This window comes from Mycobacteroides chelonae, from assembly GCF_016767715.1.
GTDB lineage: Bacteria > Actinomycetota > Actinomycetes > Mycobacteriales > Mycobacteriaceae > Mycobacterium > Mycobacterium gwanakae.
In genome coordinates, this window is record NZ_CP050145.1 from 3,481,267 (window position 1) to 3,498,667 (window position 17,401).

The following is a 17,401-nucleotide window of genomic DNA, read 5'->3' on the forward strand; positions in this document are numbered from 1 at the left end:
CTGCGGGATGGCGGCGTGCGCTGAAACTGCTGATCCGGCCGAACGTCTTGTTGTCGGCGTGGGCCACTAGGCGGGCATCCTGTCGTGCAGGGGTGATAGCCATAGGCGTGCACCGTGTTTGGGGACGGTGGTGATGTTGCGGACCCATGGTGTTTCAGCGGATAGGTGCTTTGCGGGGCTGATGGTGAAGTGCCGGAAGATCTCTTGCAGGATCACCGTGCCCTCAGTAAGGGCGAATCCTGCACCCAAACATCGGCGTACGCCGCCGCCGAATGGCAGCCACGTGTTCGTAGCGACCGTTCCGTCCAGGAAGCGGGCGGGCCGGAACTCGGCGGGTTTGGGATGTGATTCCTCGTTGGCGTGCGCCAATACGATCGAGGTGTTCACCACCGTTCCCTTGGGCAGAGGCCGACCGCCGATCTCGGTGTCGGTGGTCAGCTTTCGTGCGGTGGATGCGATGACGGTGTGGCGGCGCATCCCCTCTTTGAGGACCGCTTCCAGGTAACGCTCATCGCCACGGGACGCCGCCGCGACGACCTCAGCTTGAATCGGCGGGTTCTGGGCCAGTTCCCACAGCGTCCAGGACAATGCGGCGGCGGTAGTTTCGTGCCCGGCCAGAAGCAAGGTGATGAGCTGATCACGCAGTTCGGCATCGGTCAGAGGAGCTGCTGCCGGGTCTTTGCCTTGCAGGAGCCGGGAAAGCACATCGCTGCGGTCGGGCAGATCCACGGCCACGCGGCGGGCGGCGATTTCTTGGTAGAGGATCGCGTCGATCTTGCACTGGTTGTCGTAGAAGCCTTTCCACGGCGGGAAGCGTTTGAGTGCCGGGTACGGTAACCCCGCGAAGATCGCGGGGTGGATGTTGATGATGGCATGCAGCCGGGTAGTCAATTCGGCCTTGATATTTGGGTCGGTAACCCCGAAGACGACTCGCAAGATGATGTCGAGAGTTAGCGCGTTCATCCGGTCCAGGCCACTGATCTCTGCGGCTGCCGGCCATTGGCCGATGTGCTCGGCGGCGACCGACTCGATCATGGCGCGGTATCCGCGCAGGGCAGCACCAGTGAAAGCGGGCATCAACAGCGAGCGCATCCGCGCGTGCTCGTCCTCGTCGGTGATCAGTACCGAGTGCTCGCCCATCGCGAAACTGAGGATCTGGTTGCCCTCACCGGCGTGCAGGACTTTCGGGTCGGCAGCGAAGATCTCCTTGATGTGCTCAGGGCGCGCGTATACAACCAGGTTGTCCGCATAGGGGGGCACCTGCAGCGAGAAGACATCGCCATACTTGCGGCGCATCGCCGGCAAGAACCGTTCCCGGAACTTCAGATACAGCACGCTTTGCACGTACCGCGGCAACCGCGGACCCGGAGGCAAGGTCACGTTCATCGCGCCGACTCGCCGAGTTCTGCCACATCATGGCCGGGCCACACCAAGCCCTTGACCTCGCATGCGTGACGCAGCGTTCGCACAAACGCGACCGCATCACCGGATGCGCCGGTGAAGTCTTCGGGCCCCATGACGACGTAGTCACCGTCAGTGGTCTGGGCCACCACCGCGGGAGTCACATCACCAGTGAGCCGCTCAATCTCGGCAGACCGTTCATTACGGTGTACCAAATCGATAGGCACCCCCAACGTGCAGGCAAGGTCCTTCCACTGCGGGTTGGTTCGGACACCACGATGGGTGATGTCGCACAGCGCGCACGAGGCGGTGCCGCGCAGCTTGCCCAGCACCCAAGCCAGCTCACCGCGGACGCCGCCATCGCCGTTATACACACCAACGAAACCCACAATGTCGTTTGCCATACTCGCTCCTCAATTGGTGATCAAACGTTTGTCACAAACGTTTGATTACCACGATAGTATGTGGGTATGCAAGATTCGGCCACCGTCCGCGAGAAGCTCCTGCAAGGTGCCCTTGATTGCCTGCAGGAACGTGGTTACGGCAACACGAGTTCGCGAGACATCGTGCGCACCGCAGGGGTGAATCTCGCCTCGATCAACTACCACTTCGGCAGCAAGGAAGCCCTGCTCAACGACGCCCTGGGCCAGTGCTTCGCCACATGGAACCAGCGCGTCCAGCAGGCCTTTGACCAGAGCGCGGCCACCAGTCCGTATGAACAGATACGGGCGGTGTTGGCCGCGACAATCGACTCCTTCGCACAGATCCGGCCCGCTGTCCACGCTTGCATCGAGTCCTACGCACCCGCGCTGCGCTCGCAGGATTTACGAGACCGCCTTGCCTCTGGTTATGCCGAGGTTCGCCAGCATTCAGTTGATTTAGCCAAGGCTGCGCTGGCCGGAACGGATATCGAACCACCCGAGTCGCTACCGACAATCGTCACGGTGCTGATGGCGATCATCGATGGCCTCATGATCCAGTGGATCGCTGACCCGACCGCTATCCCCAACTCCGAGGAAGTGCTGCAGGCGATCGCGACGCTCGGCGCACTCGTGCCGGTGAGCGATAACTCCTCGTGACGGCTATCAGGCTTTCTACGAGCCAGAGGGATCTTCGCTGGGTTGAACGTCGCGCTTGCGGAGCCGGGCGCCAGGTATCAGCATCGGCACGCGGCCGCTGTATTCACGGTACGGCTCGCCCAGATCCCGGCGCAGATCATGCTCCTCGAACTGCAGCGCAATCAAGACGTAAGCCGTTGTCGCTATTGCGAATAGCAGGTGCCCAGCCGTCATTGTCGGCGCGGCCCAGAACGCGATGATGAAACCGAGCATCAAGGGATGGCGCACCAGCCGGTAGAGCAGCGTCACCCGGAAGTCGAGATGGCTGTAGGGCGTGCCCTTCCAGGCGAGATAGACCTGGCGTAGCCCAAACAGATCGAAATGGTTGATCATGAACGTCGAGGCGAGCACGATGGCCCACCCGAGCCAAAACAGCGCAAGCAAGCCGATGCGACCCGGCGCCCAGCTCACATTCCAGACCACTGCAGGCATCGTGCGCCACTGCCAAAATAGAAGAATAAGAAGAAGACTCGACACGAGCACATAGGTGCTGCGTTCGATGGTCGACGGCACGAGCCGTGTCCACCAACGTTTGAACACAGGCCTGGCCATCACACTGTGGGGCACGGCGAACAACCCGAGCAGGACGCCATTCACTACGAAAGCGTCTGTGACAGAGGAAGCAAGACCATTGTCGACAGTGCGCGGCACCAGGAAGTCCCCCACGAAGCCGATCGAGTAGAGAAATGACGCAAGAAAGATCACGTAGCTGATCGCACCGTAACCTATGGTCAATAGCCGTCTCATCGCGTCCTCCTGGTTGTTCAAGTATCGCTTCACACAGCTCAGTGGGTGACCGTGTTGGCTTGTCTGGCCGTGCTGCCCACTTGAGTCGCAATGTCGTGCAGCGAACATCCGAACGCGATGAAGCTGAGAGCAAGCAAGGCCGAGCGCCCCATCCGCACCGGCCGGGTGACGGTGAGCCAGTACCCGACGGCCAGAAGTAAGGCGCCCAAGGCAAGCCACGTGAATCCGGCTGTCGCGACGACGAATCCCGATAGGAGTCCGGCGAGGGCGCCGGCAATCGACATCGCTGCATCCACGCGTCCCTGCATTCGGGCTCGGGTGACACTCGTTGTGGCATTTGTGACGGCGGTGCTACCGGCGACGACGCCGAGGCTCCAACCCCATCCGAGCAGGATCAGTGCTGCTGTCATGCTGATCAGAGAGCTTCCCTGGGACACAAGCACTACCAATGCCGAGCTACTGAACACGAGCGCCGCCAGCTGGCCTACCACCCGGGATCCGAAACGGTCGACGAGGTAGCCGGACAGCGGCGCCGGCAGGTACATCGAGGCGATATGCAGGGCGATCACCAGCCCAGTGGTGGACAAGCTGAATCCATTGTGGCGCATGTGCACCGGGGTCATCGTCATGATCGCGACCATGAGCGCCTGGGCCCCGCATATCGTGATCGTGCCGAAACGAAGCCCGGGGCCGGACGGCGCCGGCGTCGCGGCGCCGAAACGATCAGTTGGTCGAGACGAATCTGATTCGCCACGCGGCATCCGCAGAAACATCGCAATGATGATGAATGCAGCCAGATAGGCCAGTCCCGCCAGCACGAACAGCGCGGCCATCGCGGGCAGCTTCAGGTGCGTCGCCAACGCCTCCGCGGGCGGAAGCAAGGCAGGCCCAACAAGGACACCGGCCGAGGTACTCATCAGGACCACGCTCATGACGAGTGCCTGATGCTTGAAGCGAACGAGATCGGCCCCTGCATACCTTGCTTGCATCGTGGCCGCGCTGCCAGCACCGTAAGCACCCAAGGCCAACAGCAGAATCGCAGCATTGGAGGTGATAATCGCCACCACCGCTGCGGCGCTCCCGATAGCTGCGGCGCCGTATCCGAATGCCAGTCCACCCCTGCGGCCCCATCGCTGCGACAGACTGCCGATGACTGCTGCCGCTAAAGCAGTTCCAGTCGTTACCGCAGCATTGGGCAATCCTGCTAAAAGTTCTGTCCCGAAAGCGCTTTGAGACAGCAGAGCTCCCGCGGTGACACCCGCGGCCAAGCCAGATCCACCGATGAGCTGCGAGAGCAGCAGAACCGTGATGTTCCCGCGGGGCAAGAACCGCGGACGGGCCGCTAGCGTTGCCACCAATGGATCCACTCGGCTTCCTCGCGCTGTTTGCGGTCGTGGGTGGCCTCCGACGGCTCGGCCAGTATCACGCGAGCGGCAGGCAGCGCATAGAAGTCTCCCTGCCCTAGCCCGGAGCGGTGTCCGCCCACCTCGACGAAGCACTCGCCGCGGCCGTCAAACGGCCTAGCGGGTATCGATTCGCTATCGTTGAGATAGTTGAGAACCCCCGAAGCGACCACGGGGGCTTGCGATTTGGCGAAGGTAGCCGCCTTCGGCAGCGGCTTCCCCGACGGCGCCGTCACCGATGCGATATCGCCCAGTGCCCACACCCCGGGCCACTGCGTCGCCAATGTCGCATTGTCGACGGGAATCCATCCTCGAGACTCACCGACCGATATCGCCGGCTTGTGCGGCGGCACGAAGATCAGCAGATCGAAGGGCTCGGTTGTGCCGTCCGCGAACATGATGCGCCGGCTTTCCGAGTCCACACCGACTGCTGTGCGCTCGCCAAAGAAGCCGATGCCTGCGGCCGCCAGCATCGCGATCAGCTGTGCACCGACCACCGGACCAGCGGTCACCATGGGATGCGGCTCCGGGGTGAACATGTCGATAGTCACCTGTTCACGAATTCCATTTTCGCAAAAGAGATCTGCGGCTAGCAGCGCACCTTCTGTCGGTGCGGCCGGGCAGCGGTATGGCGTACTTGCCACGAGGAGGACCACGCGCCCCTCGGTGAAGGAGTCGAGCGCATGATGAGCCTCCCTCGCCGCAGCGGGGTCGTAGAAATGAACCGCCACGCCCGATTCGACAGCCTCCGGCAGGCCAGGCAGCCATCCAATGTTGTTGCGAGCACCTGCCGCGATGACAAGTGCGTGGTACTCGAGTTGCTCACCGTTATCCAAGGAGACGGTGCGTCGTTCGGGATCGACGGCTTGAACGGCGGCGCGGATGTAGTCGACGCCTCCGAGCGCAACTGGCGAGGGCGTCACCGCAACCTCGTCCGGGGTGCGCCAACCACGCATAATCCACGGCAGTGACAGGCCCTGTGTATGCGACCGCGCCTCGTCAATAAGGATCACGTGATGGCCGGATCCCCGCGCGCCCTCTGCCCGGAGGTGCTCCAGTACGCTCAGTCCGCCTATTCCAGCCCCGATAACGATGATTGTTTTGGGCATGCTTGTGTCCATTCCTGTAGATCCGAGCGCTCAGACGTTGATGACCTGGTCGGCCCAGCCGGTCCACTCAGCCAGTTGGGCCATCGACGATCGTGCGGCGCCGGGGACAAGGTCCTCATCGCCGAATCCCCTGGCGTCCAGGCAAATACCGCAGCAGCCCACCGCGATTCCTTTGGAAAGCAATCCTCGTACCATGGAGGCGAGGTTGTAGTAGCCGTTCGGGGTCGACTGCCCCACCTTCGCCGCACCGACCGAGTCACCAAACAGGAAGACCTTTACCTCGTGCTGATTGCCATCCCCGGCGACCTCACGCGCCCATCGAATGCCGTTGAACGTGCGCTCCGTTCCATACGGCGGGTCATGCAAGACGAATAGAAACTTCATGCGAACCTCCTGGTAGTTGCCCCCCGCCATCATTGGTACCATATTCCAAGGAAGATTGGAAGATAGTAATGACCAGCGCACTCCGCCGTTCTCTGCATGATCAGGTCGCCAACGTGGGCAAGGGACTCGCCAACGGTAAACGTCTCGAGATACTCGAATTGCTGACGCAGGCCGAACGCTCCGTCGAAGTGATCGCGGGGCTGACGGGCCTGAGCATCACCTCGACCTCGAGTCACCTACAGATCCTCAAACATGCAGGCCTGGTGACAACGCGGCGTGACGGGGTCAAGATCTACTACCGGATCAGCGGCCCGGAAGTCGCAGCCCTCATCGTCGCGACCCAGGCCGTCGCCAACCAGTACATCGCTGCGGCCGCCGAGGCAGCACGTTCGTTACTTGGCGATGACGTGGAGGCGATTGGCCCCGATGAACTGATCGAGCGAACGCAGAAGGCCGAAGTGATTCTCATCGATGTGCGGCCACGCGAGGAGTTCGACGCCGGGCACCTGACAGGCGCGGTGAGCATCCCGCTGGACGAACTCAACGACAGCCTGCGCGACCTGCCCCCGGCCGCCAACATCGTGGCGTACTGCCGGGGCCGCTACTGTGCACTAGCTCCCGCCGCAGCTCGGATGTTGGCCGCCCACAAGCGTGAAGCCGCCTATCTCACCGAAGGCATGCTCGAATGGAATGCCCGCCAGGACAGTTAGTCTGCGGACCGTCCGCTCGACGGCTACTGGTTCAGCGGCAGTTGCGCGATGATCGGGCCCGTCGGCGAGGTTGAACCCCGGCCTTTCTCGACAGTGAATGCCAGTGCGGTGGAGTCGTCGAGGTGGGGTATGACCGCTGTGGTCGACGGTGCGACGGCCTGAGTATCCATGGTTCCCGCCGACTCCGGCCCGCGGTCGCCAATCAGCCACATTTGATAAACGGTGCCGGGTTGTGGTGGTGCGACATTGTTCATCACCAACACCGCCGTGTTCTTCTGTCGCGAGTAGACGACGGTCGCGGTACCGCCGGTGGGGATGGAGCCGCTGACCGTTCGCACATCGGTTGCGGTGAAGACCTGCTGCGCAGATGGTGGCGGAGGCCGCAGGATGGTTCCGATCCCAGCCGCAGCCAGCCCGATTGCGGTAGCGGCCGCAACAGCCACCAGAGGTGCTCTCCAGCGGTTGATATCTTTTGCCCCGGAATCTCTTTGGATATCCCGGGCCACAATCTTGAGCAGGCGCGGGCGAAGCCGGGCCGGGGGTTCGACTGCGGTGCTTACCGCCAGGGCCGCCATGGTTTCGCGTGTGGCACGCACTTCCTGGGTAAAGGAGAGCGTGTGTTCAGGCGCGCCGGCTGACAACCACCGGTCGATGTCGTCTCGTTCATCGTCGGGCAACGCATGCAGTGCGTATGGAGTCGCGGCAGTGATGAGGTCGTTGGGTTCGGTCATGGTGTCCCCAGGCATCGGCGCAGCGCCTTGATTGCGTCACGCATACGAGACTTGATAGTTGCCAGATTAGCGGCAAGCCGTTGTGAGACTTGGTTATAAGTCAAACCGTCGTAGTAAGCCAGATGTAGACACTGGCGCTGTGTATCCGTGAGTGTGTCGAGGCATTCAGTGACTTGCCGCTGCTCTTCGCTACGGATCACCGATTCAGTGACCTCGTCGGCAGCACGCTCGATAGTGGCGGCGCCGTAGCGCGACTCGCGGTCGGCAGCGGATTGCTCCGAGCGCACGCGGTCGATGGCGCGCCGATGAGCCAAGGTCATGATCCAGGCCAGAGGCGATCCGGCGGTCGGGTCATAGCTTTGGGCTGAACGCCAGATCTGTAGGTAGATCTCTTGCGTTGTCTCCTCGCTATAGCCGGGGTCCCGTAATACCCGCAGCACCAGACCGTACACACGCGAGCGGGTGTGATCGTAGAGAGCGGCGAATGCCGCGGAATCACGGTCGGCGACATTGCGCAAGAGGGTATCCAGGTCGCCAGTCACGCCCGTGAGCCTAAACGCATCGCGGAGAATGTTCATGGCGATTCGCGTTTCGGGGGACGCGGCAGGATAAATGAGACCCGGCGTTGGTAGTCAGCGAATCCGGGCCGCCCGGCCATTGCCTTCTCGGTGCGGCGACCTCCGGTGGCGTAGACCAGGAAGTAGGTCATCAGCACCGGGTACGGCACCGTTGCCAACGATGGCCAGCCAGTGATGGTGACCAACCACAGCCCCCACCACACGCAGGCATCACCAAAATAGTTCGGGTGCCGAGTCCAGGCCCATAGGCCCTGCTCCATGATCTTGCCCTTGTTGGCCGGGTCCTGTTTGAAACGGCGCAGCTGAAAGTCACCCACCGCTTCGAAAAGCATTCCAAGCAGCCACAACCCGATACCGACGGCTACCACGGGACGCAGCGATTCAGGGGTTGGCCCTTCCACGGCTGAGCGTTGGATGGGTAGGGATACCAACCAGGTGGCAGCGGCCTGGATGACGAAGATCTTGCGCAGCACATGCGGCACCGAGAAGTCGCCACCAAGCAGGTCGCGGTACCGCGGATCTTCGCCTTTCCCAGCCGACTTCACCCACATGTGCCACGAGAGCCGGGCACCCCATATACCGACGAGCGCGAGCAGCAGAACCTGGCGCTGCCGATCACCGTCACCGAACGCGGTACACACCACGGCAACTGCGATGAACCCTAGGCCCCACGCGACGTCGACCACGTTGTAGCGGCCTATGCGGTAGCCGATCAGGAAAGTGACACTGTGCACGGCCACCACAGCGCACAGCGAGCACACCATCACGGTGAAGAAGTTCATTGTTGACCTCGCTGGAAAATCCATTGGTGGACATCGAGATATCCGGATCGGAACCCGGCCTCCGAATACGCCAGATACAGCTGCCACATACGGTAGAAGGCGTCGTCGAATCCAAGCGCCAGCACGCTCGCGCGCCGGGCCGCGAGCTGCTTACTCCATAGCCGCAGTGTTTCGGCGTAGTGCGGCCGCAGGGACATTGTCTCGATGGTCCGCAAATGCGTGGTATCCGTGGTTGTTTCGGCGATTGCCCGTACCGAGGGAAGCAGACCGCCAGGGAAAATGTACTTCTGTATCCAGGTATGGGTGTTGCGGCTGGCCAGCATCCGCTCATGGGGCATGGTGATGGCCTGAAGGGCCAGTCGGCCTCCTGGTTTGAGCAAACGGTCGATGGTTTGGAAATACGTTGTCCAGAAATCGAATCCGACCGCTTCGAGCATCTCCACCGACACGATAGCGTCGTATTGGCCCTGAACGTCTCGATAGTCGCGCAGCTCTATCTGCACTCGGTCAGACAGACCGGCAGCCCGTACCCGCTGCAGAGCCAGTTCCCGTTGCTCGCTCGACAAGGTGACCGACCGTACGTGCGCACCGCGAGCGGCGGCCGATAAACACAATTGCCCCCACCCGGTACCGATCTCCAGAACCCTGGTGCCGGGGCCTACCTGTGCGTGGTCCAGCAAGCGATCGATCTTGCGGTGTTGGGCATCCGCCAGCATCGCTGCTGAGCCAGGGATGTGGTCGAACAGCGCACTCGAGTAGGTCAGCGTCTCGTCCAGGAAAAGCGAGAAGAAGTCGTTCGACAGGTCATAGTGATGCGCAACATTGCGATGGGCCTGTGGTGGCTCGTTGCGCTGAGTCCGTGGAGCGCGCGGCACGGTGAGATGCCGGAAGCGTTGCAAGCTAGGGGGAATCAACTCCCCCATTGATGCTGCCCATGGGGTGAGAAAGCCGGGCAGATCGTCGCAGTCCCAGTCTCCAGCCATGTACGCCTCGCCGAATCCGATCAAGCCGGATCGACCCAGACGTCGTGCCAGTGCCGTCGGCTGCCGAACTCTCATGGTGGGCAGGGACGTATCTGCTGCTCCCACAACGGACCCGTCCGGGTACATCACCCGCACCGGGAGCCGCGCGGCCGCACGGCGCAGCAGCTTGTCGGCTACTACCGCCCGTGCCACTGCCAGCGGCCCGGAAGGAACCGGCGCGATATCCAGTCGGCGATGCGCCCCGATATCACGCGCATCGGTAGTGGTGCTGTCGAGATGACCGTTCACGCTATCCTTTCCCTCTCGCGTGTAGGTGTGCGCTCTACCACCGGTAGCCCTTTCAGCCACAGCCTGATCCCTTCTTTACGGATGGCCACCGCACCCATCAGTGGGGCCAGGGGCGCGACGGCCTGCAACCACAACAGTTCACCGACCCGGGCCCGGCGCCGGGTGCCGCGCACCGCGGCGAAGAACGGCAGATGTCCGCCTCGCTGCAACCAGATACTGATGTTCAATGTCTCGCCGGGGCGAGTGGCTCGAACTTGGTATTGTCCGTCGACACCGTTGAATGGCGACACGTAAAGCTGTTTGTCCACTGTGGAATCGGCGGTCGGGGGCAGCAGGTATGCGTGCCGTCCGCCATAGGTGTTGTGGACCTCGGCAATGATGTGGACGAGATTGCCGTGGCGATCATGGCACCAGTACAAGCTGAGTGGGTTGAAGACGTGACCCAACACCCGTGCCTGCAGCAGCGCGGTGACCGTACCGCCGCCCAGTTCTACCCCGTGCACAGCCAAGAATCGATCCACGCGTTGGCGCAGCGTGTCGTCAACATCCCCCCGGAAATGGTCCCGTGCTTGGAAATTGGCGAAGGCGCGCAGACCGAAGGGCAGGCGCGGCGGCTTGTCGATATCGATGTACCAGCAGTAGCCGCGATAGGCGAACCGGTGTGTCACCGGCGAACGCCGCACATGGATGATCCGGGTGCGGTACAGGCAGGGAACCGCCGTCGCCGAACTCATCGTGCTCCCACGCGATGCTCGCGCTTGGTGGCCACGCCGACCGGCCAGTCCCGACCCAATGCTTGTGCGGCACGTAGCCCCGATGCGGCACCGTCCTCATGAAATCCCCATCCGTGGTACGCACCGGCGAACGCGATACGGCCATCGTTGAGACTTGACAATCTGCGTTGGGCAGCAACAGATTGCGGCGTATAGACCGGGTGCTGGTAGGTCATTTCGGCAAGCACCGCCCCGGGGTCTACCAGATGCTCGCCGCCGAGGGTGACCAGAAACCTGCACGGACCGGGCAGTCTCATCAACCGGGTGATGTCATACGTCACCACGACGCCCTGGCCGCCTTGGCCGCACAGGTAGTTCCACGACGCACGGGCACGGGGATGTCGCGGCAACAGTGACTCGTCGGTATGTAGTTGCGCGGAATTGCTCACGTAACCAATGGCTCTCAGCACCTCGCGCTCGGTGGCGGTCGACTGCGCCAGCAGGGCCAGCGCCTGATCGGGATGCGTCGCGATCACGGCGGCATCGAACACCTTCGGCGGCTGCCCCGCAGCTGTCACCACAACGCCCGCGGGAATCCGTCTGACCTGGGTGACAGGGGAATCGGTGAATGCCTCGTGTAGGCCGCGCACCACAGCGTCGACGTACGTGCGCGAGCCCCCTACCACTGTTTTCCACTGCGGCGACCCGAATACCGACAGCATGCCGTGATGGTCCAGGAACCTGAACAGGTACTGCGCCGGATACGCCATGGCCTGCCCGGGCGGGCACGACCACACGGCGGCCACCAGTGGTGTCAGGAAGCGGCCGAGGAAAAACTGTGAGAAACCCCGCTGCCGAACAAAATCCCCGAGACTCAGGGCGTTGTCGTCCGTATCGGGGGCAGCGAGCAATCGGCGGGCGTGGCGATGAAACCGCTTGACCTCTGCCAGCATCCATAGATAGCGAGGGTTCGCTGTCGCGGGCGAAGCAAAGAGGCCGCGCACGCCCCTTGCGCCCGCGTATTCCAGCCCAGTGCTGTCATCACGCACCGACATCGACATATCCGTGTCAGAGGTGGCGATACCGAGTTCGTCGAACAATCGGCACAGTGTGGGGTAGGTGCGGTCGTTGTGCACCAAGAACGCGGTGTCGAGCGCGGTCGGGGTGCCTTGGCCTGCATCGACGAACTGGGTGTGGGCATGTCCCCCGAAACGCCCATCGGCCTCGTACAACGAGACCCGGTCGTAGGCAGAAAGCACGTGAGCTGCGGTTAGTCCGGCCACACCACTACCGATGACGGCGACGGACCGTGCCCCGTCGGGGCCAGATATTGCACTCACACCCCGTATTCGGAGTAAACCTGCCCGCGGATGGGTATTGCGTCTATGAGCGGCGCCACAGCCCGAGCTCAAATTTTTAGGTAACCGACCCATCCGGATGGCGTTTAGCACCGAATGACCCCAGAGCTGCACATACATGCCCGGTGCAGCAGCGCCCGTACACCCGCAGAAGAAAGACCGGCAGGTAGACGTTCCCCGCACCGCCTAGGAAAGGTTTTGCCCAGATGTCAGACTCACCGCGACTGCGCCCGCATTTCGCCGATGTTCAGGCCCACTACGACCTATCGGATGACTTTTTCCGTCTTTTTCTCGACCCGACCCAGACATATAGCTGTGCTTACTTCGAACGCGACGATATGACTCTCCAGGAGGCTCAGATCGCCAAGATCGACCTGGCGTTGGGCAAGCTGCATCTGGAGCCCGGGATGACGCTGCTGGACGTGGGGTGCGGTTGGGGTGCCACCCTCAATCGCGCATTGGAAAAGTACGACGTCAACGTCATCGGTTTGACTCTGAGCAAGAATCAGAAGGCGCACGTCGAGAAGCTTTTGGCGGCGTCCTCGAGCACCCGGTCAAAGAGCGTCCAGCTGCACGGGTGGGAAGAGTTCGACGGCAAGGTCGATCGGATCGTGTCGATCGGCGCGTTCGAACATTTCGGCTTTGACCGCTACGACGACTTTTTCAGGTTCGCCTACAACGCGCTGCCTGACGACGGTGTCATGCTGCTGCACACCATCACCGGGCTGCACCCCAACGAGATCATCGCCAAGGGCCTGCCGCTGAGCTTCGAGCTGGCGCGTTTCATCAAATTCATGGTCACCGAGATCTTCCCCGGCGGGCGATTACCCTCCATCGAGATGGTGCGAGAGCATGCCGAGCGGGCGGGCTTCACCTGCACGCGAGTTCACCAACTGCAGCAGCATTACGCCAAGACCCTGGACCTATGGGCGGCAGCACTCGAGGAACACAAGGATGAGGCCATCGCCATTCAGGACGAGGTTGTGTACGAGCGTTACATGAAGTACCTCACCGGATGTGCGAACTACTTTCGCATCGGCTACATCGACGTCGCCCAATTCACCCTCCCGAAGCTGCACATCCCGTATCTCGAGAAGTAGCGCTTGTCGAAAGGAGCAAGAAATTGAGTGCCATCGTGCCGCTGTGGACTCTGGGGGCCGAACTACTCAAGGCTGCGGGCAATATCGTCGAAATCCGTTCGGGGACCGAAGAACCGCAATACTCGTCACGGCCACTGACTGCTTCGGTCCAGATCAGGCAGTACAGCAGCCGAGTCGCGGCAGAAACCACCGTCTTGGCCGACGACGACCGGGCACGCAGCGAGGGTTTTCGCCGCCTTGCGGGTTACATTTTCGGCAAGAACCAACGGCAGGCCAAGATCTCGATGACCGCACCGGTAGCCCAACAAAGCGACACCATCGCCATGACGGCTCCGGTAAGCCAATTGTCAAGTCCTACTGGTGGTTCAATAATCCGGTTTTACATGCCGGCGAAATGGACGCTGGCAAGCCTGCCCACTCCCGGCGACGAGAGCATTCGGCTCACCGAAGTGCCGGCCGAGACGCTCGCGGTGCTGCGCTTCAGCGGCGACCGATCGGCGGCCGCCGTCGCCAAACGAACCGACGAGTTGCTTAATACCCTGCGCGACAGCAACATAAAGACCTCGGGCGATCCGCAAGCCTGGTTCTACGACCCGCCGTGGACACTCTCGTGCGCTCGACGCAACGAGATCGCAGTTCCCATCCACGCGCAAGGTGACGACACCTTCTGAGGGACAACGCAGAGGACGGTGGAACTAGACTTCCCGATGATCGGAGACTTATGGGTATCAGTGGTTCGGTGATTGTCGACGCGCCCGTCAAAGACGTGTTCGCCTGGCATTCCAGGCCGGGCGCCTTCAATCGCTTGGCGGCGCCGTGGGCGCCGGTCGAGTTGCGTACCGAGGCGGCCTCGCTGCGCGACGGGACTGCGGTCCTGGATTTACCGGGAGGCTTGCGCTGGATCGCCCGGCACGATCGGGAAGCGTTCCTGCCCGGCCGACGATTCGTCGACGAGGCGGTCGCGACGGGACTGCGGTCGGCGGTCAGTGGTGCATTGCCCTGGCGGCACATTCACGAGTTCGAGCCCGTCGGCGATAGCAGCACTCGGGTACGCGACACAATCGAGACTCCCATTCCGGGACGGCTTCTCGCCGATCTCATCGCATACCGGCACCGGCAACTCACCTGGGATCTGGCGGCACATCGGAGGGCCGCCGACCACGGAATGAATGCCTCGACAGTGGCCATCACCGGGGCATCAGGCCTGGTCGGCACCGCACTTACCGCGTTCCTCAGCACCGGTGGACACCGCGTGATTCGCCTGGTCCGCGGAGAGCCGAAGAGTCCTACGGAGCGAAATTGGGAGCCAGATAATCCAGATCCGGCCGCGTTGGAAGGCGTTGATGCCGTTATGCATCTGGCGGGTGCCACCATCGCGGGACGCTTCACCCCGCGACATAAGGAACTGATCGCCTCAAGCCGAATCGAGCCCACTCGCCTACTTTCCCGAGCCGCCGCATCCGCAGGTGTCGGCACCTTCGTCTGCGCCTCAGCAGTCGGGTACTACGGGAAGAACCGAGACGATGAAACACTCACCGAGACAAGTCCTCCCCCGCCGACGGCAGACTTTCTTTCCAACGTGGTGGCTCGTTGGGAGCAGGCAGCGTTAGCCGGCGAGGGTGCCGAGACCCGCGTTGTCACCGTCCGCACCGGCATCGTTCAGTCACCACGCGGCGGAACGCTCAAGCTCCTGCTCCCGCTTTTCCGGGCCGGTCTGGGCGGGCGCCTGGGCTCCGGCACCCAGTGGTTGCCCTGGATCGGTATCGACGACTTGGTGGACATCTATCACCGGTGTCTGTGGGACCTTTCACTATCGGGTCCCGTTAACGCCGTGGCCCCCGGCGTGGTTCGCAACGTCGACTACACACGCGCACTGGCCCAGGCAGTCCACCGCCCCGCACTCTTACCCGTGCCCGCCTTCGGCCCTGCACTGCTGCTCGGACGCGAGGGTGCCGACGAGCTCGCGATGGCAAGTCAGCGTGTTTCTCCCGCAACGCTATTGGACCGTCAGCATGTTTTCCGGACTCCCAGTATCGGTCCCGCCCTGGGACATCTCTTGGGAAGTCATACCGGCTCGTGACCGTTATCTGGTGGGCCCGCCGCGATTTGCGGTTGGCCGACAATCCCGCGCTCCAAGCTGCCGCCGCGAGCGGTGACGTACTTGCCCTCTTTGTGCTGGACCCGCAGTTGCTTCGCAGCGCAGCCCGCCCGCGGGATGCATGGCTTGCCGCCAACGTTCTTGACCTTGATCAACAACTCGATGGGCGGCTCTCCCTGTGTTCCGGTGCACCGGAACAGATCCTGGTAGAACTGGCGGAACGTTCCGGTGCGACTGAAGTGCACGTGGCCCGGGAGACGACCCCCTTCGGCAGGCGCCGGGATACGTCGGTATCGGCGGCGCTGGCCAAGATTGGTGTGGACTGGATCGAGACGGGCTCGCCCTACGCAGTGACGCCGGGCCGAATCACCAAATCAGACGGGTCTGCGTATCGGGTGTTCACCGCATTCGAGCGCGCCTGGCGCGAACACCACTGGCCGCGCCCCGCCCAGCTGAAAACCAGTCCTTCCTGGGTTAAGCCTCCCAAGCCTGCACAATCAGGCCCCGCCAGGTCATTACTCACCGAAATCAGCCAAAGCTGCAGCATCACATTGCCTCCCGCGGGTGAGGGTGCGGCCCGCGCGCAGTGGGAACACTTCCTCACACGCGAGCTGACGGGCTACGCCGTAGGGCGTGACCGCGCCGACATGGACGCCACATCCAGGATCTCGCCCTACCTCAAAGTCGGGGCAATACACCCCCGCACGCTGCTTGCCGACCTGGCAGCCATCGCGGGCCAAGACGCCGCCAAGTTCATGTCGGAGCTTGCCTGGCGAGACTTCTATGCCGACGTGCTCTACCACCAACCGCACTCCGCGCGCGCCGACTTGACCGATGCGCTAGCGCATTTGACCTATACCGAACCTGGCGAAGGCTTTACGGCCTGGCAACGCGGAGAAACCGGATACCCATTGGTGGATGCCGGCATGCGACAACTACTTGCCGAAGGGTGGATGCATAACCGAGTACGGATGGTCACCGCAAGCTTCCTTACCAAGGATCTCCACATCTGGTGGCCACACGGAGCCAGGCACTTCATGAACCATCTCATCGATGCCGACAGCGCATCCAACACGCACGGCTGGCAATGGGTCGCAGGAACGGGCACCGATGCGGCGCCGTACTTCCGAGTCTTCAACCCCACGGCTCAGGCGCAAAAGTTCGACCCGAACGGCGAATACATCCGCAAGTACATCCCGGAACTACGGCACCTGCCCGGAGCCTCGGCTATCACACCGTGGAAACACCCCGACGGTCATACGCGCGGGTACCCGGCACCCATCCTCGATCACGCAGAGGAAAGAAACATCGCTCTGCACCGGTACCGGTCCAGGCAAGACCACTAGCTATTCAGCTGCCACACCGAGAAATTCAGCACCGCCGCGAAGGTCGTCCATGCCACGTAGGGAAGCAACAAGATTGCGGCCCAACGGCTTCTGTTCCAGAAGAGCACCACCGTCGCGGCAACAAATCCCCACAGCACGAGGATCTCGATGAATGCCACTCCCCGCCAGCCAAGTCCAAAGAACAGCGGTGTCCACGCCATGTTCAGAACGAGCTGCACGCCGTACACGATGAGCGGCACACGGTTTTCCTGTGATGGCTCTGACCGCCATACCAGCCAGGCCGATATCGCCATCAAGACATACAGCGCCGTCCATACAGGACCAAAAAGGTAAGCCGGTGGCGCCCAGCCAGGTTGTTGCAGGCGCCCGTAGGTGTCCGCAGCGCGCGTCGCGGCCGCGCCGCCGACTCCCGCGACGATGGTCACCGCAATGACAGACACGGCGAGCCCAGCCCACTCCCTGGGCCAGCGGCGCGAAATCCCTTGAGTCATATCGACATAGTAAACAGAATTTCGTACGTCGGTAACGCTCTACCACGATCTCGGTTCACTT

Annotated in this window: 19 protein-coding genes; 6 read left to right on the forward strand and 13 right to left on the reverse strand. The window is 62.3% G+C overall.

Features of this window, described 5'->3' with window-relative positions; translation table 11 throughout:
- Positions 1 to 66: 66 nt before the first annotated feature.
- Complete coding sequence (locus HBA99_RS17190) at positions 67 to 1,386, reverse strand: cytochrome P450 (protein ID WP_070922464.1); 1,320 nt, start codon at positions 1,384 to 1,386, stop codon at positions 67 to 69.
- Positions 1,383 to 1,805, reverse strand: coding sequence for a hypothetical protein (locus HBA99_RS17195; RefSeq protein WP_070922463.1), 423 nt, complete (start codon positions 1,803 to 1,805; stop codon positions 1,383 to 1,385). Before HBA99_RS17195 ends, HBA99_RS17190 begins: the two co-directional genes overlap by 4 nt.
- 66 nt (positions 1,806 to 1,871) lie before the next feature.
- Between HBA99_RS17195 and HBA99_RS17200 the strand changes: the two genes are divergently transcribed.
- Entirely contained in the window at positions 1,872 to 2,480 is a 609-nt protein-coding gene (locus HBA99_RS17200; RefSeq protein ID WP_070922462.1) for a TetR/AcrR family transcriptional regulator, read from the forward strand.
- A 15-nt stretch (positions 2,481 to 2,495) separates the two neighbouring features.
- On the opposite strand, the gene mddA is transcribed toward HBA99_RS17200, so the two are convergent.
- From mddA to HBA99_RS17220, 4 genes are read right to left on the reverse strand one after another with little or no spacing between them, the layout of a single operon-like run.
- Positions 2,496 to 3,266: a methanethiol S-methyltransferase gene (gene mddA / locus HBA99_RS17205; protein WP_070922493.1), complete on the reverse strand. Its 771-nt coding sequence runs from the start codon at positions 3,264 to 3,266 to the stop codon at positions 2,496 to 2,498.
- A gap of 38 nt (positions 3,267 to 3,304) precedes the next feature.
- Positions 3,305 to 4,621, reverse strand: a complete 1,317-nt coding sequence (locus HBA99_RS17210; protein WP_234796048.1) for an MFS transporter — start codon at positions 4,619 to 4,621, stop codon at positions 3,305 to 3,307.
- Positions 4,609 to 5,778, reverse strand: a complete 1,170-nt coding sequence (locus HBA99_RS17215; protein WP_234796047.1) for an NAD(P)/FAD-dependent oxidoreductase — start codon at positions 5,776 to 5,778, stop codon at positions 4,609 to 4,611. Before HBA99_RS17215 ends, HBA99_RS17210 begins: the two co-directional genes overlap by 13 nt.
- Before the next feature lie 30 nt (positions 5,779 to 5,808).
- Positions 5,809 to 6,162, reverse strand: a complete 354-nt coding sequence (locus HBA99_RS17220; protein WP_234796046.1) for a DsrE/DsrF/TusD sulfur relay family protein — start codon at positions 6,160 to 6,162, stop codon at positions 5,809 to 5,811.
- A 68-nt stretch (positions 6,163 to 6,230) separates the two neighbouring features.
- Here HBA99_RS17220 and HBA99_RS17225 point away from each other — a divergent pair, with 68 nt between their 5' ends.
- Positions 6,231 to 6,872, forward strand: a complete 642-nt coding sequence (locus HBA99_RS17225) for a metalloregulator ArsR/SmtB family transcription factor (RefSeq protein WP_070933210.1) — start codon at positions 6,231 to 6,233, stop codon at positions 6,870 to 6,872.
- A 23-nt stretch (positions 6,873 to 6,895) separates the two neighbouring features.
- Here the strand turns inward: HBA99_RS17225 and HBA99_RS17230 are convergent, their stop codons facing one another.
- The 6 genes from HBA99_RS17230 to HBA99_RS17255 are packed head-to-tail and all read right to left on the reverse strand — an operon-like array spanning position 6,896 to position 12,287.
- Entirely contained in the window at positions 6,896 to 7,603 is a 708-nt protein-coding gene (locus HBA99_RS17230; protein WP_070952201.1) for an anti-sigma factor, read from the reverse strand.
- Positions 7,600 to 8,181: a sigma-70 family RNA polymerase sigma factor gene (locus HBA99_RS17235; RefSeq protein WP_064409280.1), complete on the reverse strand. Its 582-nt coding sequence runs from the start codon at positions 8,179 to 8,181 to the stop codon at positions 7,600 to 7,602. The genes HBA99_RS17230 and HBA99_RS17235 overlap by 4 nt, the downstream gene beginning before the upstream one ends.
- A complete protein-coding gene (locus tag HBA99_RS17240) occupies positions 8,178 to 8,963 on the reverse strand; it encodes a DUF1295 domain-containing protein (protein WP_070933208.1) in 786 nt (261 codons plus the stop codon). Before HBA99_RS17240 ends, HBA99_RS17235 begins: the two co-directional genes overlap by 4 nt.
- Complete coding sequence (locus HBA99_RS17245) at positions 8,960 to 10,234, reverse strand: class I SAM-dependent methyltransferase (protein ID WP_081343075.1); 1,275 nt, start codon at positions 10,232 to 10,234, stop codon at positions 8,960 to 8,962. The genes HBA99_RS17240 and HBA99_RS17245 overlap by 4 nt, the downstream gene beginning before the upstream one ends.
- Entirely contained in the window at positions 10,231 to 10,968 is a 738-nt protein-coding gene (locus HBA99_RS17250) for a DUF1365 domain-containing protein (RefSeq protein WP_070952200.1), read from the reverse strand. Before HBA99_RS17250 ends, HBA99_RS17245 begins: the two co-directional genes overlap by 4 nt.
- Positions 10,965 to 12,287 carry an NAD(P)/FAD-dependent oxidoreductase gene (locus HBA99_RS17255; RefSeq protein WP_070933204.1) on the reverse strand — a complete coding sequence of 441 codons (1,323 nt, stop codon included), beginning with the start codon at positions 12,285 to 12,287 and terminating at the stop codon, positions 10,965 to 10,967. Before HBA99_RS17255 ends, HBA99_RS17250 begins: the two co-directional genes overlap by 4 nt.
- A 224-nt stretch (positions 12,288 to 12,511) precedes the next feature.
- Here HBA99_RS17255 and HBA99_RS17260 point away from each other — a divergent pair, with 224 nt between their 5' ends.
- From HBA99_RS17260 to HBA99_RS17275, 4 genes are read left to right on the forward strand one after another with little or no spacing between them, the layout of a single operon-like run.
- Positions 12,512 to 13,405, forward strand: a complete 894-nt coding sequence (locus tag HBA99_RS17260) for a cyclopropane mycolic acid synthase family methyltransferase (RefSeq protein ID WP_070922454.1) — start codon at positions 12,512 to 12,514, stop codon at positions 13,403 to 13,405.
- Positions 13,406 to 13,428: 23 nt separating this feature from the next.
- On the forward strand, positions 13,429 to 14,076 hold the full coding sequence (locus HBA99_RS17265) for an SOUL family heme-binding protein (protein ID WP_070952199.1): 648 nt from the start codon (positions 13,429 to 13,431) through the stop codon (positions 14,074 to 14,076).
- Positions 14,077 to 14,126: 50 nt separating this feature from the next.
- Positions 14,127 to 15,485 carry a TIGR01777 family oxidoreductase gene (locus HBA99_RS17270; protein WP_070952198.1) on the forward strand — a complete coding sequence of 453 codons (1,359 nt, stop codon included), beginning with the start codon at positions 14,127 to 14,129 and terminating at the stop codon, positions 15,483 to 15,485.
- On the forward strand, positions 15,482 to 16,849 hold the full coding sequence (locus tag HBA99_RS17275; protein ID WP_070952197.1) for a cryptochrome/photolyase family protein: 1,368 nt from the start codon (positions 15,482 to 15,484) through the stop codon (positions 16,847 to 16,849). Before HBA99_RS17270 ends, HBA99_RS17275 begins: the two co-directional genes overlap by 4 nt.
- Here HBA99_RS17275 and HBA99_RS17280 read toward each other — a convergent pair.
- Complete coding sequence (locus HBA99_RS17280; protein ID WP_057964238.1) at positions 16,846 to 17,340, reverse strand: TspO/MBR family protein; 495 nt, start codon at positions 17,338 to 17,340, stop codon at positions 16,846 to 16,848. The genes HBA99_RS17275 and HBA99_RS17280 overlap by 4 nt on opposite strands.
- Positions 17,341 to 17,401 lie beyond the last annotated feature (61 nt).